15 protein-coding genes are annotated in these 15,877 nt (G+C 66.2%); 9 read left to right on the top strand and 6 right to left on the bottom strand.

The window, feature by feature from the left end; all coding sequences use genetic code 11:
- Positions 1-167: 167 nt before the first annotated feature.
- Entirely contained in the window at positions 168-2,033 is a 1,866-nt protein-coding gene (locus tag QX070_RS04630) for a caspase domain-containing protein (protein WP_315735284.1), read from the top strand.
- On the opposite strand, the gene QX070_RS04625 is transcribed toward QX070_RS04630, so the two are convergent.
- Both QX070_RS04625 and QX070_RS04620 read right to left on the bottom strand, forming a co-directional pair.
- Positions 2,034-2,726 (bottom strand): DUF1345 domain-containing protein, encoded by a 693-nt coding sequence (locus tag QX070_RS04625; RefSeq protein WP_315735282.1) that lies wholly within the window; start codon positions 2,724-2,726, stop codon positions 2,034-2,036.
- A gap of 9 nt (positions 2,727-2,735) precedes the next feature.
- A complete protein-coding gene (locus QX070_RS04620) occupies positions 2,736-3,659 on the bottom strand; it encodes a farnesyl diphosphate synthase (RefSeq protein WP_315735280.1) in 924 nt (307 codons plus the stop codon).
- Between the two features lie 185 nt (positions 3,660-3,844).
- Here QX070_RS04620 and QX070_RS04615 point away from each other — a divergent pair, with 185 nt between their 5' ends.
- From QX070_RS04615 to QX070_RS04605, 3 genes are all read left to right on the top strand, one after another.
- On the top strand, positions 3,845-4,516 hold the full coding sequence (locus QX070_RS04615) for a biosynthetic peptidoglycan transglycosylase (RefSeq protein WP_315735744.1): 672 nt from the start codon (positions 3,845-3,847) through the stop codon (positions 4,514-4,516).
- Positions 4,517-4,685: 169 nt separating this feature from the next.
- Positions 4,686-4,868, top strand: coding sequence for a 50S ribosomal protein L32 (gene rpmF, locus QX070_RS04610; protein ID WP_006610266.1), 183 nt, complete (start codon positions 4,686-4,688; stop codon positions 4,866-4,868).
- Between the two features lie 188 nt (positions 4,869-5,056).
- A complete protein-coding gene (locus QX070_RS04605) occupies positions 5,057-5,758 on the top strand; it encodes a hypothetical protein (RefSeq protein ID WP_315735278.1) in 702 nt (233 codons plus the stop codon).
- A gap of 18 nt (positions 5,759-5,776) precedes the next feature.
- Here QX070_RS04605 and QX070_RS04600 read toward each other — a convergent pair whose 3' ends face one another.
- Entirely contained in the window at positions 5,777-6,058 is a 282-nt protein-coding gene (locus QX070_RS04600) for a hypothetical protein (RefSeq protein ID WP_315735276.1), read from the bottom strand.
- A 306-nt stretch (positions 6,059-6,364) separates the two neighbouring features.
- Here QX070_RS04600 and QX070_RS04595 point away from each other — a divergent pair, with 306 nt between their 5' ends.
- Complete coding sequence (locus tag QX070_RS04595) at positions 6,365-8,032, top strand: bifunctional diguanylate cyclase/phosphodiesterase (RefSeq protein WP_315735742.1); 1,668 nt, start codon at positions 6,365-6,367, stop codon at positions 8,030-8,032.
- A gap of 20 nt (positions 8,033-8,052) precedes the next feature.
- On the opposite strand, the gene phaR is transcribed toward QX070_RS04595, so the two are convergent.
- Positions 8,053-8,646 (bottom strand): polyhydroxyalkanoate synthesis repressor PhaR, encoded by a 594-nt coding sequence (phaR, locus tag QX070_RS04590; RefSeq protein WP_315735740.1) that lies wholly within the window; start codon positions 8,644-8,646, stop codon positions 8,053-8,055.
- A gap of 383 nt (positions 8,647-9,029) precedes the next feature.
- Between phaR and QX070_RS04585 the strand changes: the two genes are divergently transcribed.
- The 4 genes from QX070_RS04585 to QX070_RS04570 all read left to right on the top strand — a co-directional run bounded on the left by QX070_RS04585 (position 9,030) and on the right by QX070_RS04570 (position 14,468).
- Positions 9,030-10,208, top strand: coding sequence for an acetyl-CoA C-acetyltransferase (locus QX070_RS04585; RefSeq protein ID WP_315735274.1), 1,179 nt, complete (start codon positions 9,030-9,032; stop codon positions 10,206-10,208).
- A 271-nt stretch (positions 10,209-10,479) separates the two neighbouring features.
- Entirely contained in the window at positions 10,480-11,205 is a 726-nt protein-coding gene (locus QX070_RS04580) for a beta-ketoacyl-ACP reductase (protein ID WP_315715178.1), read from the top strand.
- Between the two features lie 151 nt (positions 11,206-11,356).
- Positions 11,357-12,229, top strand: a complete 873-nt coding sequence (locus tag QX070_RS04575; protein WP_315735272.1) for a DMT family transporter — start codon at positions 11,357-11,359, stop codon at positions 12,227-12,229.
- Between the two features lie 229 nt (positions 12,230-12,458).
- Entirely contained in the window at positions 12,459-14,468 is a 2,010-nt protein-coding gene (locus QX070_RS04570) for a putative bifunctional diguanylate cyclase/phosphodiesterase (protein ID WP_315735270.1), read from the top strand.
- A gap of 1 nt (position 14,469) precedes the next feature.
- Here QX070_RS04570 and QX070_RS04565 read toward each other — a convergent pair whose 3' ends face one another.
- A complete protein-coding gene (locus tag QX070_RS04565; protein ID WP_315735268.1) occupies positions 14,470-14,904 on the bottom strand; it encodes a cupin domain-containing protein in 435 nt (144 codons plus the stop codon).
- A gap of 14 nt (positions 14,905-14,918) precedes the next feature.
- Complete coding sequence (gloB, locus tag QX070_RS04560; RefSeq protein WP_315735266.1) at positions 14,919-15,686, bottom strand: hydroxyacylglutathione hydrolase; 768 nt, start codon at positions 15,684-15,686, stop codon at positions 14,919-14,921.
- Positions 15,687-15,877 lie beyond the last annotated feature (191 nt).

The raw sequence follows: 15,877 nt of genomic DNA, 5'->3' as shown, positions 1-15,877 counted from the left end.
CGGCGCTTGGCAAGGCATGAACTGGCGTCATTGCGCCAGCGACAGACTATAATGGCCGAGGCCAGGTCGATCGGGAATAAATCTGCGTGATCCCGGTCACAAGCCGAATGGGCTGAACTCTGATAGGCACGTCCCAGCAGGTCTCCCAGCGGTATGGGGTAGGTACGATGTCTTGGTCACTTCGATTGGGCGGTTACATCCTGACGGCAGCGCTGCTGCTGATCGGCCACCCCGCGCTCGCCGAGAAGCGGGTGGCGCTCGTCATCGGCAACTCCGCCTATCAGAACGTGCCGCAGCTCACGAACCCCGCCAATGACGGCGCGGTGATGACCGCGACCTTCAAGAGCGCCGGCTTCGACGTCGTCGATTACAGGCGCGATCTCACCGCCCGTGAGACCCGGCGGGCGCTGCGCGATTTTGCCGACGCCGCGCGCGATGCCGACATCGCCGTGGTCTACTATGCGGGCCACGGCATGGAGGTCGAAGGGGCCAACTACCTGATCCCGATCGATGCCCGGCTCGAGCGCGACACCGACGTCTATGACGAGACGCTGTCGCTCGACCGCATCCTGGTTGCCGTCGAGCCGGCCAAGAAGCTGCGGCTGGTCATTCTCGATGCCTGCCGCGACAATCCGTTCACCCGCAACATGCAGCGGACGGTGGCGACCCGCAGCCTCGGCCGCGGCCTCGCCAAGGTCGAGCCGACCAGCCCCAACACGCTGATCGCCTACTCCGCCAAGGCCGGCTCCACGGCGCAGGACGGCGACGGCAAGAACAGCCCCTTTACACTGGCGCTGTCGCGGCACATCGCGACCCCCGGCCTCGACGTCCGCAAGGCGTTCGGCTTCGTGCGCGACGAGGTGCTGAAATCGACCGGCAACCGCCAGGAACCGTTCGTCTATGGCTCGCTGGGCGGTGAGGACGTGCCGCTAGTCCCCGGCGTGCCGCGCGTCGTCACGCAGATGCCGGTCGCACCGCCCGCAAATCCGCAAGCCGACATCCGGCGCGACTACGAGCTCGCGATGCAGGTCGGCAACAAGGGCGCGCTGAACGCGTTCCTGGCGCAATATCCGGACGGCTTCTATGCGAGCCTGGCCAAGTTGCAGCTCGAAAAGCTCACCGCCGAGGAGAATCGCGCCGCCGCTTCCGAGAAGGCCCGCGCCACCGAGGCCGAGCGCGCGCGACTCGTCGCGGAGGGCGCCCGCAAGGATACCCTCGCCAAGGCGGAGGCCGAGGCCAAGGCGGCCGAGCAGGCGCGCATTGCTGCCGAGAAGGCCAATCAGCTGGCGCAGCAGCAGGCGGCCGACGCCGAGAAGAAGCGGCAGGAGCAGCAGCTCGCGGCGGCCGACAATCCGCGCGCGGCGACATCGCCGGGCGCGCCGGCGGCCGCAGCCCTGCAGCAGGGGCCGGAGGTCGCCTCGCTGACTCCCCCATCGCAGCCGGCTGATCTCGCCAAATCCGTTCAACTCGAGCTGCGCCGCGTCGGCTGCCTCACCGAGGACGCCGATGGCGACTGGGGCTCGGCCTCGCGCCGCTCGCTGTCGCAGTTCAACCGCTATGCCGGCACCAAGCTCGATACCCAGGCCGCCTCGGCCGATGCGCTGCAGGCGATCAAGCTCAAGCAGGCCCGCGTCTGCCCGCTGGTCTGCCAGCATGGCACCAAGTCGGACGGCGACCGCTGCACGCGCGTCGTTTGCGCCGAGGGCTCGTTCGTCAACGACGACAATGAATGCGAGAAGCGGCGCGAGAAGAAGCCGGTTGCCAGGCGCGGGCAGGACGACGGGGACGTGCCGTCGCGCCGTCGCGGCCGTGCTGCTCCCGAGCCCGGCCTGCCGCTTCCCAATGCCAGCGTCGGCATCGGGTCGGCCCCGGGCTATGCCAGGCCGCAGACCCAGGCCGCCCGGCCGCCGAAGTCCACCGGCCAGATCTATTGCGATGCCTATCTGTGCCGCGCCGTCAGGCCCGGCTGCCGTCTCGAATATCGTGGCGGCGGTGGTCCGGCCAACAACGCCAGCGTCGAGGTGTGCAACTGATCAGGACGAGATTACGCTGGCGGCGATGTTGACCATCAGGGCGACCAGCGCGGTGTTGTAGATGAACGAGATGATGCCGTGCACGGTCGCGGTGCGGCGGATGATCTTGTCGGTGATGCCGACGTCGGAGACCTGGGCGGTCATGCCGATGACGAAGGAGAAGTAGACGAAGTCCCAGTAGTCGGCGTGCTCGTCGGTGTCGCCGCTGGGGAATTGCAGGCCGCCGGGCTTGGCGCCGCGGTAGTAGTCATGAGCGTAGTGCAGGGCGAAGGTCGCATGCACCGCGGCCCAGGACAGCGAGACGGTGAGCAGCGCCAGCGTCAGCGCCGGCGCGTCGCGCTTGGAGGCGCCGAGCTCGAGCACGATCGCTGCGATGCTGGCAAAGGCGCCGAGCGCCGTGACCAGCAGGATCACGAAACGGCCGTCGTCCTGCATGATCGCCTTGCGGCGGATGTGATGATGCTCGCTGCGAAGCATCATCGCCGCGACCAGCACGAGGTAGAGCGCGGTGAAGATGTCCCAGGCGAGCAGCAGCCGCGTGATCAGGCGGAGCGCCTGCGGCAGCAAGAAGAACGCGATGATCGCGATGCCCAGCGAAACGAAGGTGCGCGGCCGCGCATAGATGACGCGCAACGCAGCCGGCATGCTTGCGAAGCGAGCGAGGTCCGGATCGTCGGGATGGACTCCGGCCAACGCCTCGCCTCAGCTCTTGCGCTCGGCGACGAAGTGGGCGGCGGCGCGCAGCACGTCGCCCTTGGCGCCGAAGATCGACAGCGCGGCATCGCCGCGGGCGAGGAGGTCGCGGACGCGCTGCCTGGCGCCCTCGACGCCGAGCTGGGTGACGAAGGTGGTCTTGCCGAGCTCGGCGTCGGCGCCGGCCGGCTTGCCGAGCGTCGCGGCATCGCCCTCGACATCGAGCAGGTCGTCGGCGATCTGGAAGGCTTCGCCGAGCGCGCGGCCGTAATCGTCGAGCGCCTGGTACTCGGCTGCCGACGCCTGGCCGAGCAGGGCGCCGGCGATGCAGCCGAAGCGGAGCAGGGCGCCGGTCTTCATCTGCTGCACGCGAGCGACGTCGACCGGGTCGCGGTCGCCGAACCGGCCTTCGCCGGCCAGATCGAGGATCTGGCCGCCGGCCATGCCGCCGACACCGGCGCAGCGGGCCAGCGCCCGGGTCAGCGCCAGCCGGACGCCGGCATCGGGATGGATCTCGTCGCGGGTGATGATGTCGAAGGCGATGGTCAGCAACGCGTCGCCGGCCAGGATCGCGGTAGCGTCGTCATAGGCCTTGTGCAGGGTCGGACGTCCCCGGCGCAGGTCGGAATTGTCCATCGCCGGCAGATCGTCATGGATCAGGGAATAGCAGTGGATGCATTCGAGCGCCGCGCCCGCCATCAGCGCGCCGCGCCGGGGCACGCCGAACACGGCGGCGCTCTCGACCACCAGGAACGGGCGCAGCCGCTTGCCGCCGTTGAGGCTCGAATAGCGCATCGACTCGATCAGCCGCTTCGGCCTGATGATCTCGTCCGCCAGCGGCGCATCGCCGAGGAGCTCGCCGAGCAGGGCTTCGGTCTCTTCCGCGGTCTTGTCCAGGCGTTGGGTGAAGTCGGTGAGGGCCGTCGCAGTCATTTAACAAGAGCTCCAGGGGCAAAATTCGCCGGACAATCGTTGATGGCGGCGACTTCGTCAATTGCCGGGGCGGTGGCGGCTTTCGGCCGCAACTGCGGAAAAAAGCAGGAAACCTCATGGAGATGTCGGATAATCCCGGCCAATTGTCTGCCGCCGCGGCGGTCCAACCCGAGCGACGCCTGCCCTTGCGTACCGTCAGAACCATCCTCCTGATCGTCGTGCTGGTGCTGCTCGTGCCCTACGCGCTGACGCCGTTCTATGCCGTGGGTCACCCCGTCTCGACCCTGATGCTGTGGCGGTCGGTGACGGGGCAGCCGGTAACGCGGCACTGGATCGACCTCTCGGCGATGTCGCCGTATTTGCCCCGCTCGGTGGTGGCCGCGGAGGATGCCAAATTCTGCGGCCATCACGGCATCGACTGGGGGGCGCTGCGGGAGGTCATGGACGACGCCGAGGACGGCGAGGTCAGCCGCGGCGGCTCGACCATCACCCAGCAGGTTGCCAAGAACCTGTTCCTCTGGCAGGGCCGCAGCTATGTCCGCAAGGCGCTGGAACTGCCGCTGGCGCTATGGATCGATCTCGTGCTCAGCAAGCGGCGCATTCTAGAGATCTATCTCAACATCGCCGAGCTTGGCCCATCCGGCCAGTTCGGCGTCGAGGCGGGCGCAAATTACGCCTTCAACCGCTCCGCCGCGGGGCTCGGCCCGCGCGAGGCGGCCCTGATGGCCTCGATTCTGCCGAACCCCGTCCGGCGCAGTGCCCGGGCTCCAGGGCCGGGCGTGCGGCGGCTGTCGGCGACCTACATGGTGCGGGCCCAGGCCTCCAGCCTGCAGACCTGCTGGGGGGAGCGGCGTTGAGACCCGAGCGGGCGCAATTTTGGCCAAAAATGCCTCGGAGAGCCCTAGCCATGCCGCACCCCTTCCTCTATAAGCGCGGCCTTGATCGGCATCCGGGCTCGCCAGCTTCATGGCTGCAGCCGTCCCTTTGCGGACGATGCCTTCCGAAATACCCCTAGAGGATACCGATATGGCCGTCCCCAGAAGAAAAACTTCGCCGTCGCGCCGCGGCATGCGCCGCTCGGCTGACGCCATCAAGAAGCCGACCTATGTCGAGGACAAGGATTCCGGCGAGCTGCGTCGTCCACACCACCTGGACCTGAAGACCGGCATGTACAAGGGCCGCCAGGTTCTGAAGAAGAAAGACGCCTGATTGTCCGCGCGGGCCGCTTTCCAAGCTGCCCGAATTCGGCCATCGATGGGGTTGAAAGCGGTCCCGTGCGACGTGATTCGCCGGGACCGTTGCGTATCTGTGTCGCGTGATCCCGTCTCGCTGTCATCATCTTCGCACCGATTGATTTTGCGCCGGGCCGCCGCCCGCGCCATCCAAGGCTTCAACCGATGTCCATGGTCGGTTTCCCGCTGCTGCTGATCCCGCTGGCGATCTACAACATGATCGTCTTCCTGATGCCGGGGGTCGCCTTCAGCGAGACGCTGCTGCGCCTTCAGCTTCCGTCCGGCGAGGTCTGGACGATCTCGCTCGGCGACATGCTGCTGGCCCTGGGCGTGCTGCTGCTGCTGCTCGAAATCATCAAGGCGGCGAAGCCGAACGGGAAATATCTGACCGATCATCTGCTGTCGCTGCTGGTCTTCGGCGGCGCCGCGGCGGAATTCGTGATGTGGCAGAAGTTCGGGAATTCGACCTTTCTGCTGCTGACCCTGCTGGCGATGGTCGATTTCTTCGGCGGCATCTCGCTGCGCACCAAGCGCGCCGCCCGCGCCGTCGTAGCCGCGCCTGCTCCCGCGCCGGTTCCTGCCGACGTGCCCATCTCTGATCCCGAGCCCGAGCTGATCGAAGAATCGGCCAAAGAACCGGCCAGGGCGGAGCTTCAGCCGGCGGATGCCGCTGCCCCTCCTGCACCCGACGAGGAGTCCACCGATGCCGTGCCGGCAGCGGCCTCGGTCGCCGAATCGGTGCTGCTCGATCGCTCGGTGCCCCGACCGGCTGCTGCGGAGCCGAAAGGCGCCGCCCCGGAGTTGCAGGCCGAGGTGACCGGCCCGGGGGCCCAAGAGCCGCCAAAAACCGACACGCCAAAGGCCTGACGCGCAGGCGAGCCGCGCTCAGATCACCTGCCGGGTCCGGCCGACGGCCCGCGTCACCGGTTGAAGCCTCGCCGCATAGGCGTTGTGCACGTCTGCCGGCGCGGCACGCCTCAGCGTGCGGGTCTGTGGCAGGTGCTCGGCGGTCGCGATCAGATGGGTGACGAAGCTGGCGTCGGGGCGGGAGGCGCGGACCATGCGCGCGCGATGCTCGTCGCTGGTGCCGGCCGGCAGCAGCACGACCGAGCGCGACGTCTCCTCCGTTCGGTCCAGGCAGCCCTCGTCCTGATCAATCGTTAACATTGCCCAACCATTACCGGCGCGCGTGTCACGTTATGGGACGCCGGAGCCTTTCGCCATTCCAACTCGCAAAGCCAATGCCGTTCCAAGCGCGTCGAGCGCTGTACGTTCCAAAGATGGTTGACGCGTCTCGGACACGCGCCCGTCGCCTCGGCATGCTCTCCGTTAACCAGAGATGCGTAGTCTGATTCGCGAAGTCGGCCGCCGCCGCTCGCGCTGATACGCGTCGGCCGTTCCCAAATCAGCGCCGGTCTTGCCGGCCTGTGCCGAAACGAGGCGATCTTGACATCCGAATTGCCACAGACCGCGATGATCCTGGCGTCCCTGGGCCAAGCTGCCTTCGTCTGGGATCTGGCGAGCGACGTGATCGTCTGGAGCGATCACGTCGGGGCGGTGTTTGCCGACGTTCCGCTGCCGCAACTCTGCAACGGCGCCGAATTCAGCAAGCTCATCGAGCCGGACCGCAGCATCCGCTCCGAGATCATGCACCAGGCGGCGCCGCTGCATGGCGCCGCCGGCACGCCGTACCGGATCGAATATGGCGTGCGCACCCACGCGGGTGCGCCGCTGATCTGGGTCGAGGAGACCGGCTGCTGGTTCGCCGGCCCCGATGGGCGGCCATCGCGTGCCCAGGGCATCGTGCGGATCAACAACGAGCGCCACGCCCGCGAGGAGCAACTGCTCAAGCTGTCACGCCACGATCCGCTGACCGGCGAGCTGAACCGGACGCACCTGTTGGCGACGCTTGCCGAGGTGATCGAGGAGTCGCAGCGGTTCCGCTTCTCCTGCGCCTTCATGCTGGTCGGCATCGATCATCTCGCGCGCATCAACGACGCCTTCGGCTTCGACGTCGCCGACGGCGTCGTGCTGGAGATCGCCCAGCGCATCCGGGGCCGGCTCCGCGGCGGCGACACGCTCGGGCGGTTCTCGGGCAACAAGTTCGGGTTGATCCTGAAGAACTGTACGATGGACGACATGAACACCGCCGCCGAACGCTTCCTCGCGACGGTGCGCGACGAGGTGGTGCCGACCAAGTCTGGTCCGGTCGCCGTCACCGCGACGATCGGCGCAGTCAGCGTTCCCCGTCACGCCCGCTCGGTCGAGGAGGCGGTCAACCGCGCCCATGAGACGCTCGACGCCGCCAAGCGCCGCCGCATCGGATCGTTCTCGACCTGGCGGCCGAACGTGGAGCGCGACGCGCAGCGCAAGGTCAACATCCGCGTCACCGATGAGATCGTGACCGCGCTCAATGAGCGGCGCATCGTCACGGCGTTCGAGCCGGTGGTGAATGCCAACACGCTTGCGCCCGCCTTCTATGAATGCCTGGTGCGGATGCGCCAGGATGACGGTCGGGCCCTCCTGGCGCCGGACGTGGTGCCGGTCGCCGAACGTCTCGGCCTGATCCGCCTGGTCGATCACCGCATTCTGGAGCTGGTGGTGGCGGAGCTTGCGAGCACGCCCGACGTCACCCTGAGCCTCAACATCTCGCCTGAGACCACCATGGATCCGGACTGGTGGGCCTCGATCGAGTCCATGATGCGCGCCCATCCGGGGGTCGCCGAACGGCTGATCGTCGAGATCACCGAGACGGTCGAGATCCAGGACGTCGACGATCTCCGCGGCTTCGTGACGCGGCTGAAAGATCTCGGCAGCCGAATTGCCATCGATGACTTCGGCGCCGGACACACCTCGTTCCGCAATCTGCGCAAGCTCGGCGTCGACATCGTCAAGATCGACGGCGCCTTCGTGCAGAATCTCGTGCGCTCGGCTGATGACCGCGCCTTCGTGCAGACGCTGGTCGAGCTGGCGCGACGGCTGCAGATCAAGACGGTCGCGGAATGGGTGCAGGACGAGGCGTCGGTCGCGCTGCTGCGCGACTGGGGCTGCGACTACATCCAGGGACGGGTGATCGGCCTCGCCTCGGTCGATCGGCCGTGGATCGGTAATGGCACGGTCGAGTTGCCGGCGGCGAGCTGATCGGCCGCCGGCCTTCGGCGTCAGCCTTGCTGCTCGTCCTTCTTCGGCTCGGACATGCGGTCGAGCCGATCCTGCATTTCCTTCATCTGACGACGCAGCTCATCGATGTTGTCGTCGGCGGCCGGGGTCGGCTCGGCCGCCTTTTCCTCCCCGCGGGCCGGCGGCGCGAACGGCTTGAACATCGAGAAGGTCTGCTGGAACAGCTCCATGTTGCGGCGCACCTGCTCCTCGAGCGGCGCGAATGGCGTCCCGCTGAAGGTGTCAGCGATCTGCTTGCGGAACTTTTCCTGCTCTCTGGTCAGGGTATCGATCGACTGCTCAAGGTATTTCGGTACCACCATCTGCATGCTGTCGCCGTAGAAGCGGATGAGCTGGCGCAGGAACGTGGTCGGCAGCAGGTTCTGGCCGGCCTTGTTCTCCTGTTCAAAGATGATCTGGGCGAGTACGGAGCGTGTGATGTCGTCGCCGGTCTTGGCGTCGTAGACCAGGAAATCCTCCCCGTTCTTAACCATCGAGGCAAGATCTTCGAGGGTCACGTAGGTACTCGTCCCGGTATTGTAGAGCCGCCGGTTCGCGTATTTCTTGATTGTGGTGGGTTGGTCAGATTTCGCCATGAGCTCACACATGCAAACCGAGAACAGGGAACCCGGCGGCGTCGCCGCAGGGCGAAGAGCTACGCAATGCAATAACGTAATCACTTTCGGGCGAGTTCGGCTACGGTTTTGTGCGGAACGGTTAATCCCGCAGCAGAAATCTTGCTCACGAAACGGCCAAGCATCCCAATTTGAATGCGCTGCAACAGGAATTGCTGATGCCGCCAATTGACATGTCGCAACGACGTTAACAGGATGAAGCGCGAAGGTTTCGCACTCGCCAATCCGGGGCTTGCGGACGGCCGGCACGACCGTGAACTGAAAAGATCATTTTCATTTCAAATACCCTCAAGTTCTCAAGCCCTCGCTTTCACGTCCAAGATCAAGAACCCCAGGAGATGCCCATGTCAGACGATGTCGTCATCGTCAGTGCCGCCCGTACCCCGGTTGGAAGCTTCAACGGTGCCTTTGCCAGTGTTCCGGCCCATGAGCTGGGCGCTGTCGCAATCAAGGCCGCACTGGAACGCGCCGGTATCGAGCCGGGCCGTGTGTCCGAAGTCATTCTGGGGCAGATCCTGACCGCAGCTCAGGGCCAGAACCCGGCCCGTCAGGCCTCGATCGCCGCCGGCATTCCGGTGGAAAGCCCGGCCTGGGGCATCAACCAGCTGTGCGGCTCGGGCCTGCGCTCCGTCGCGCTGGGCTACCAGGCGCTCGTCAATGGCGACTCCGACATCGTGGTTGCCGGCGGCCAGGAGTCGATGAGCATGGCGGCGCATGCGCAATACCTGCGCGCCGGCGTGAAGATGGGCTCGCTCGATCTGGTCGACACGATGATCAAGGACGGTCTGTGGGATGCCTTCAACGGCTATCACATGGGCAACACCGCCGAGAACGTTGCGAAGCAATATCAGATCACCCGCGCGCAGCAGGACGAGTTCGCCGTTGCATCGCAGAACAAGGCCGAGGCCGCTCAGAAATCCGGCAGGTTCAAGGACGAGATCGCGCCCGTGACGGTCAAGAGCCGCAAGGGCGACACCGTGGTCGACGCCGACGAATACCCGCGTCATGGCGCGACGGTCGAGGCCATGGCCAAGCTGCGTGCGGCCTTCGAGAAGGACGGCACGGTCACCGCCGGCAACGCGTCGGGCATCAATGACGGCGCAGCGGCCGTGGTGCTGATGACCGCCAAGCAGGCAGCCAAGGAAGGCAAGACCCCGCTCGCCCGGATCGTGTCCTGGGGACAGGCCGGCGTCGACCCGAAGATCATGGGCACCGGCCCGATCCCGGCGTCGCGCACGGCGCTGAAGAAGGCCGGCTGGAATATCGCCGACCTCGACCTGATCGAAGCCAACGAGGCGTTCGCCGCGCAGGCCTGTGCCGTGAACAAGGACCTCGGCTGGGATCCGGCCAAGGTCAACGTCAACGGCGGTGCGATCGCGATCGGCCATCCAATCGGTGCATCCGGCGCGCGCGTGCTCGTGACCCTGCTGCATGAGATGCAGAAGCGCGACGCCAAGAAGGGCCTCGCGACGCTGTGCATCGGCGGTGGCATGGGCATCGCGCTGTGCGTCGCACGCGACTAAAAAGCCGGCACTGACTGCGAACCGTTCAGTCTTCGCAATCGCGTCCAGCTCAACTAAAGATCAACGCCCGGCGATCTCGCCGGGCGTTTTGTTCTTGATGTCCGTCAAACACGTCGCATAATCGACCACTAAAAAAATGGAGTTGAGCGAGCATCGATGGTCATGCGGCAAGTTGATCGTCGCACGACGTTTCATGATCCAATAACAACGGTATGCACGGTGGCAGCCAGAGGTTGTCCTGTGCGATCAGTCATCGAGGGAAGGATTCGACATGGCACGTGTGGCGTTGGTGACCGGGGGGACGCGCGGTATCGGAGCGGCGATCAGCAAGGCGCTGAAGGCGGCGGGATACAAGGTCGCGGCGAATTACGGCGGCAACGATGCCGCTGCGGAGAAGTTCAAGAGCGAGACCGAGATCCCCGTCTACAAATGGGACGTCAGCTCGTTCGAGGCCTGCGGCGAAGGCATCAAGAAGGTCGAAGCCGATCTCGGTCCCATCGACGTGCTGATCAACAATGCCGGCATCACCCGTGACACGGCCTTCCACAAAATGACGCTCGAGCAGTGGAGCGCCGTCATCAACACCAATCTCGGCTCGCTGTTCAACATGACCCGCCCGGTCATCGAGGGCATGCGCGCGCGCAAGTTCGGCCGCATCATCAACATCTCCTCGATCAACGGCCAGAAGGGCCAGTTTGGCCAAGTCAACTACTCCGCGGCGAAGGCCGGCGACATCGGCTTCACCAAGGCGCTCGCGCTGGAGACGGCCAAGGCCGGCATTACCGTCAACGTGATCTGCCCGGGCTACATCAACACCGAGATGGTGCAGGCGGTGCCGAAGGATGTGCTCGAGAAAGCCATTCTGCCGCTGATTCCGGTGGGGCGCCTCGGCGAGCCCGAGGAGATCGCGCGCGCCGTGGTGTTCCTCGCGGCGGATGAGGCGGGAGCCATCACCGGCTCGACGCTGTCGGTCAATGGCGGCCAGTACATGGTGTGATCCGCGCCGGCGGCGTTGCCTCCGGCCGCCTTCTGCGGTTAAGGAAATCGAACGCCCGCGCTCGCCGCGGGCATTCACGTCTTGGACGCTTCCCGCACGGACGAAGGCGTGGTGGCCGGCATGAGCCGGCCGTGACGGAGCCTGCCGCCTGATGTCCCAGCGAACTGCGACCCTGATCGGTCTGACCGCGATCCTGATGTGGTCGCTGCTCGCCTTGTTGACGGTGGCGACGGGTACGATCCCCGCCTTCCAGCTTGCGGCAATGACCTTTGCTGTCGGCGGCGCGGTCGGCCTGCTCAGTGTGTTGCGTCGACCGGATGGGCTGCAGGTGTTGCGGCAGCCGGCGAGGGCGTGGGCCGTGGGCGTCGGCGGCCTGTTCGGCTATCACGCGCTGTATTTCCTGGCGCTGCGCTTCGCGCCGCCGGCGGAAGCCGGGCTGCTGAACTATCTCTGGCCGCTGCTGATCGTGCTGTTCTCGGCCTTCCTGCCTGGCGAGCGCCTGGCGGTCCATCACGTCATCGGCGCCGCGATCGGTCTCGTCGGAACCGCGCTGCTGTTGCTCGGCAACGGTGCGAGCTTCGCTGCGAGCCAGTTGCCGGGGCTTGCGGCCGCCTTCGTCGCGGCGTTCGTGTGGGCGATCTATTCGGTGCTCTCGCGTCGTCTGAAGGCGGTGCCGACCGATGCGGTCGCCGGCTTCTGCCTGGCGACGTCCGCGCTGGCGGCCCTGGTCCATGTTGCGGTCGAGCGAACGGTCTGGCCCGACAGCCCGACGCAGTGGCTCGCTGTTGCCGGTCTCGGCATCGGCCCGGTGGGTGCTGCGTTCTACGCCTGGGACATCGGCATGAAGCGGGGCGACATTCGGGTGCTCGGTGCGGCGTCCTATGCGACGCCGCTGCTGTCGACGGCGTTCCTGATCGTTGCCGGCTACGCGCGGCCGAGCGCGACCATCGCCGTGGCGGCGCTGCTGATCGCCGGCGGCGGTCTGGTCGCGGCCAAGGACATGTTCCTTCTGCGCAAGCGCTGACCGCGTCAGGTTGAGCGAAAGCCAGGCGGTGCCCGCTCGCATGCGGACTTCGGTACGGCGGCCCGAATCCGCCGGTTATCCTTGATGCGCACTTAACCGTGCGCAAAACCAGCGCGCCGGCCGGTAGCTCACAACCGCCGATTACGGTTTGGCGCGGTCTGCACCTAACCCGCCCTTTACCCGTCCCGCGCGATAGTTCGCGGCAAATGGTGCTGACAACGGGGCGGCGATGCCGGACGTGAGACGTTACATGGCCCGCGCGGGGGAGTTGTTTCGCGTCCCCGCCGACAATCCCGAGCTGACGCGCGCGCAGTTCCAGGCGTTCTCGAAGCAGGTGCCGCTGCTCTATTTCATTCTCATCACCAACAGCCTGGCGCTCGCCTACACCTTCCTGCCGCTGGCGCCGACGTGGCTCACGATTTCGGTGCCGGCCCTGCTATCGACGATTACCGGCGCGCGGATGCTGTGGTGGCTGCGGCAGGGCGAGGCCGCCAGCAACGACGCCGAGGTGCTGCGCAACCTGCGCGTCACCAACCGGATCGCCGGCCCGATCGGGGCGCTGTTCGTCGTCTGGTCATTCGCGTTGTTTCCCTATGGCGATCCGTTCGCCAAGGGGCAGGTCGCGTTCTACATGGCGGTCACGGTCATCGGCATCATCTTCTGCCTGATGCATTTGCGCTCCGCGGCGCTGATCGTGACCCTCGTGGTCATCGTCCCCTACGTCATCTTCTTCATGTCCACGGGCGTTCACGCGCTGCGTGCGATCGCGGTCAATCAGTTGCTCGTGTCCGGCGCCATGGTCACGGTGCTGTTCATCTACTATCGGGATTTCGCCGCGCTCGTCGCCAGCCGCAAATCGCTGCTCGCAGAGCAGGCCGCGACGCAAGCGCTGTCGGATGAAAACTTCCGCCTCGCCAATCTGGACGCGCTGACCGATCTGCCCAATCGCCGCCGCTTCTTCTCGGAGCTCACGCAGGCATTCGCCGAGGCCGAGCGGGACGGCACGCGGCTCGCCGTCGGCATCATCGATCTCGACGGCTTCAAGCCGATCAACGACACCTATGGACATACGGTCGGTGACCGCGTGCTGATGGAGGCCGCGCGCCGCGTCCGCGACGCCTGTGCCGGCCATGGCGGCCAGGTCCATCTCGCCCGGCTCGGCGGCGACGAGTTCGGACTGGTGGTCGCCGGCAACCCCACGGACGACGATCTGCTCAACCTCGGACGGCAGATCACCGAGCTGATCAAGCTGCCCTATCAGTTCGACACGACGCATACTGGCCTGTCGTGCTCGACCGGCTTTGCGCTATATCCGCGCTCGGCCATGGCCGCGGATGCGCTGTACGAATGCGCCGACTATGCGCTCTACCACGCCAAGCGCCGCGCCCGCGGCCAGGCCATCATCTTCTCGACCGAGCTCGAGGCGGAGATCCGCAGCCGCAGCGTGATCGAGCACCTGTTGCGCACGGCCGATTTCGAAGCCGAGATGGATCTGGCGTTTCAGCCGATCATGGACGCGACGAATTCGCGCACCACCGGATTCGAGGTGCTGGCGCGCTGGCACAGCCCCAAACTGGGCACGGTGTCGCCCGCAAGCTTCATCCCGGCGGCCGAGCGGATCGGCGTCATCCGCAGCCTGACGCGCTGTCTGCTGGTCAAGGCGCTCGCGGCGGCGCGGACCTGGCCGGACGACATTCGCGTGTCGTTCAATCTCTCCGCGCACGACATCTGTTCGCCGGACGGTGTTCTTCCGCTGCTGGCGGTCATTCATGCCAGCGGCGTTCCGCCGCGCCGAATCGAGTTCGAGATCACGGAGACCGCCGTCACCTTTGATTTCGCCCGCGCCGAGCAGTCGATCGCGGCGCTGAAGGCGATCGGTTGCGGTATCTCGCTGGACGATTTCGGCACCGGCTACTCGTCGCTCAGCCACGTTCACCGGCTGCCGCTCGACAAGCTCAAGGTTGACCGCAGTTTCGTGAGCGACGTCAATGCCAACCCGATCAGCCACAAGATTATCAAGTCGCTGACCGGCCTCTGCGCCGACATGGAAATCTCGTGTGTGGTCGAAGGTGTCGAGACCAAGGAGCAGCTCGACAGCCTCCGGCGTTTGGGCGCGGACTACATCCAGGGCTACTACTTCGCGAAGCCGATGCCGGCCGACGCGATTTCCGGCTTCCTCGCCCAGGAGCGCCAGCGCTTCGCCGAGCCCGCCGCGAAGGTCGCGGGCGCGAGCGCCTGACTCAGACCTCCGGCTCCCAGCCGGGCGGCGCGAGTTCGAATCCTTCGAACATGAAGCCCGGCGCCACCGTGCAGCCCACCAGCGTCCAATCGCCGGTGCTCTCGGCGGCTTGCCAGGCATGGGCAGGGACGATCGCCTGCGGTTGCTGGCCGGCTGCGAGGTCGATCCCCAGCGTCGTCATTTGCGACGCCTGGCCTTCGGCGGCGATCCGCAAGGTCAGCGGTGCCCCGGCATAGAAATGCCAGGTCTCGACCGCGTCGACCCGGTGCCAATGCGAACGCTCGCCGCGGGCGAGCAGGAAATAGATCAGGGTCGACGCGGCGCGGCCGGAGGCGTCCACGGCCGGATCGCGGAAGGTCTCGCGAAAATGTCCGCCCTCCGGATGCGGCTGCAGACCAAGGCGCGCGATGATGTCGGCAGCCGAGAGCGTGGTCATCGTCGTCCTCAGCCTTACGACTTGTTCTTGCGCTCACGCAGCTCGCCGAACACCTGCTCGGCGCTGGCGCCCTTCATGCGCAGCCGCAAAGCGACGGCCGGATCGTCGGCGCGCAGGAACACGTTGGCGGTCTTCTCGTCGCCGAGCAGCGACGGAATGGTCGGCCGGTTGGCGGCACGCAGCCGCGTGACCTCCTCGGCGCGGGTCTTCAGCGCCTCATTGTCTCCGTCGACGGTGAGCGCGAATTTGACGTTCGAGGCTGTGTATTCGTGGCCGCAATAGAGCCGGAAGTCGTCCGGCAGCGCGCGCAGCTTGAGAAGCGAGTCCCACATCATCGGATAGGTGCCTTCGAACACGCGGCCGCAGCCGACCGAGAACAGCGTGTCGGCCGCAAACAACGCCTTGTCGGCGTCGAACACGTAGGAGACGTGGTCGAGCGTATGGCCGGGCGTTTCCAGCACGCGCGCGAGCAGCTCGCCGATCTTCACGACATCGCCATGGGCGACGCGCAGGTCGACGTTGGCGATCGCCGTCGTCTTGTCGTGCGGCGCGACCACCCGGCAGCCATATTTCTGTTTGAGCTCGGCGACGCCGCCGACGTGGTCGTGATGGTGATGCGTGATCAGGATGTCGGTGAGCGTCCAGCCTTCGGCGTCCAATTGCCGGACGATCGGTCCGGCCTCGGGGGCGTCGATCGAGGCAGTCGCGCCGGTCGCGGGGTCATGGATCAGATAGCCGAAATTGTCGGACAGGCAGGTGAAGACGCGGATGTCGGCGGCCATGATGTCTCCGTCGGCGGGACCGGGCGAGGCACGATGGTAGCGCTCGCGATGCCAGAAGGTCGTGGAAGCGGAGCCCGGGCGCAGCGCTGCGGGGCGCCTCCGATGTCCCGGGCAGAGATATGGCGTTAACGCTGGAGGCGCAACGCAATATTCGGCGCGTGGCAGCGCGCGCCCGCATGATACATTGACGT

Source organism: Bradyrhizobium sp. SZCCHNR1093 (genome assembly GCF_032381175.1).
GTDB lineage: Bacteria > Pseudomonadota > Alphaproteobacteria > Rhizobiales > Xanthobacteraceae > Bradyrhizobium.
Note: the sequence above shows the minus strand (reverse complement) of the source record. Positions and strands in the feature narration are given on the sequence as shown.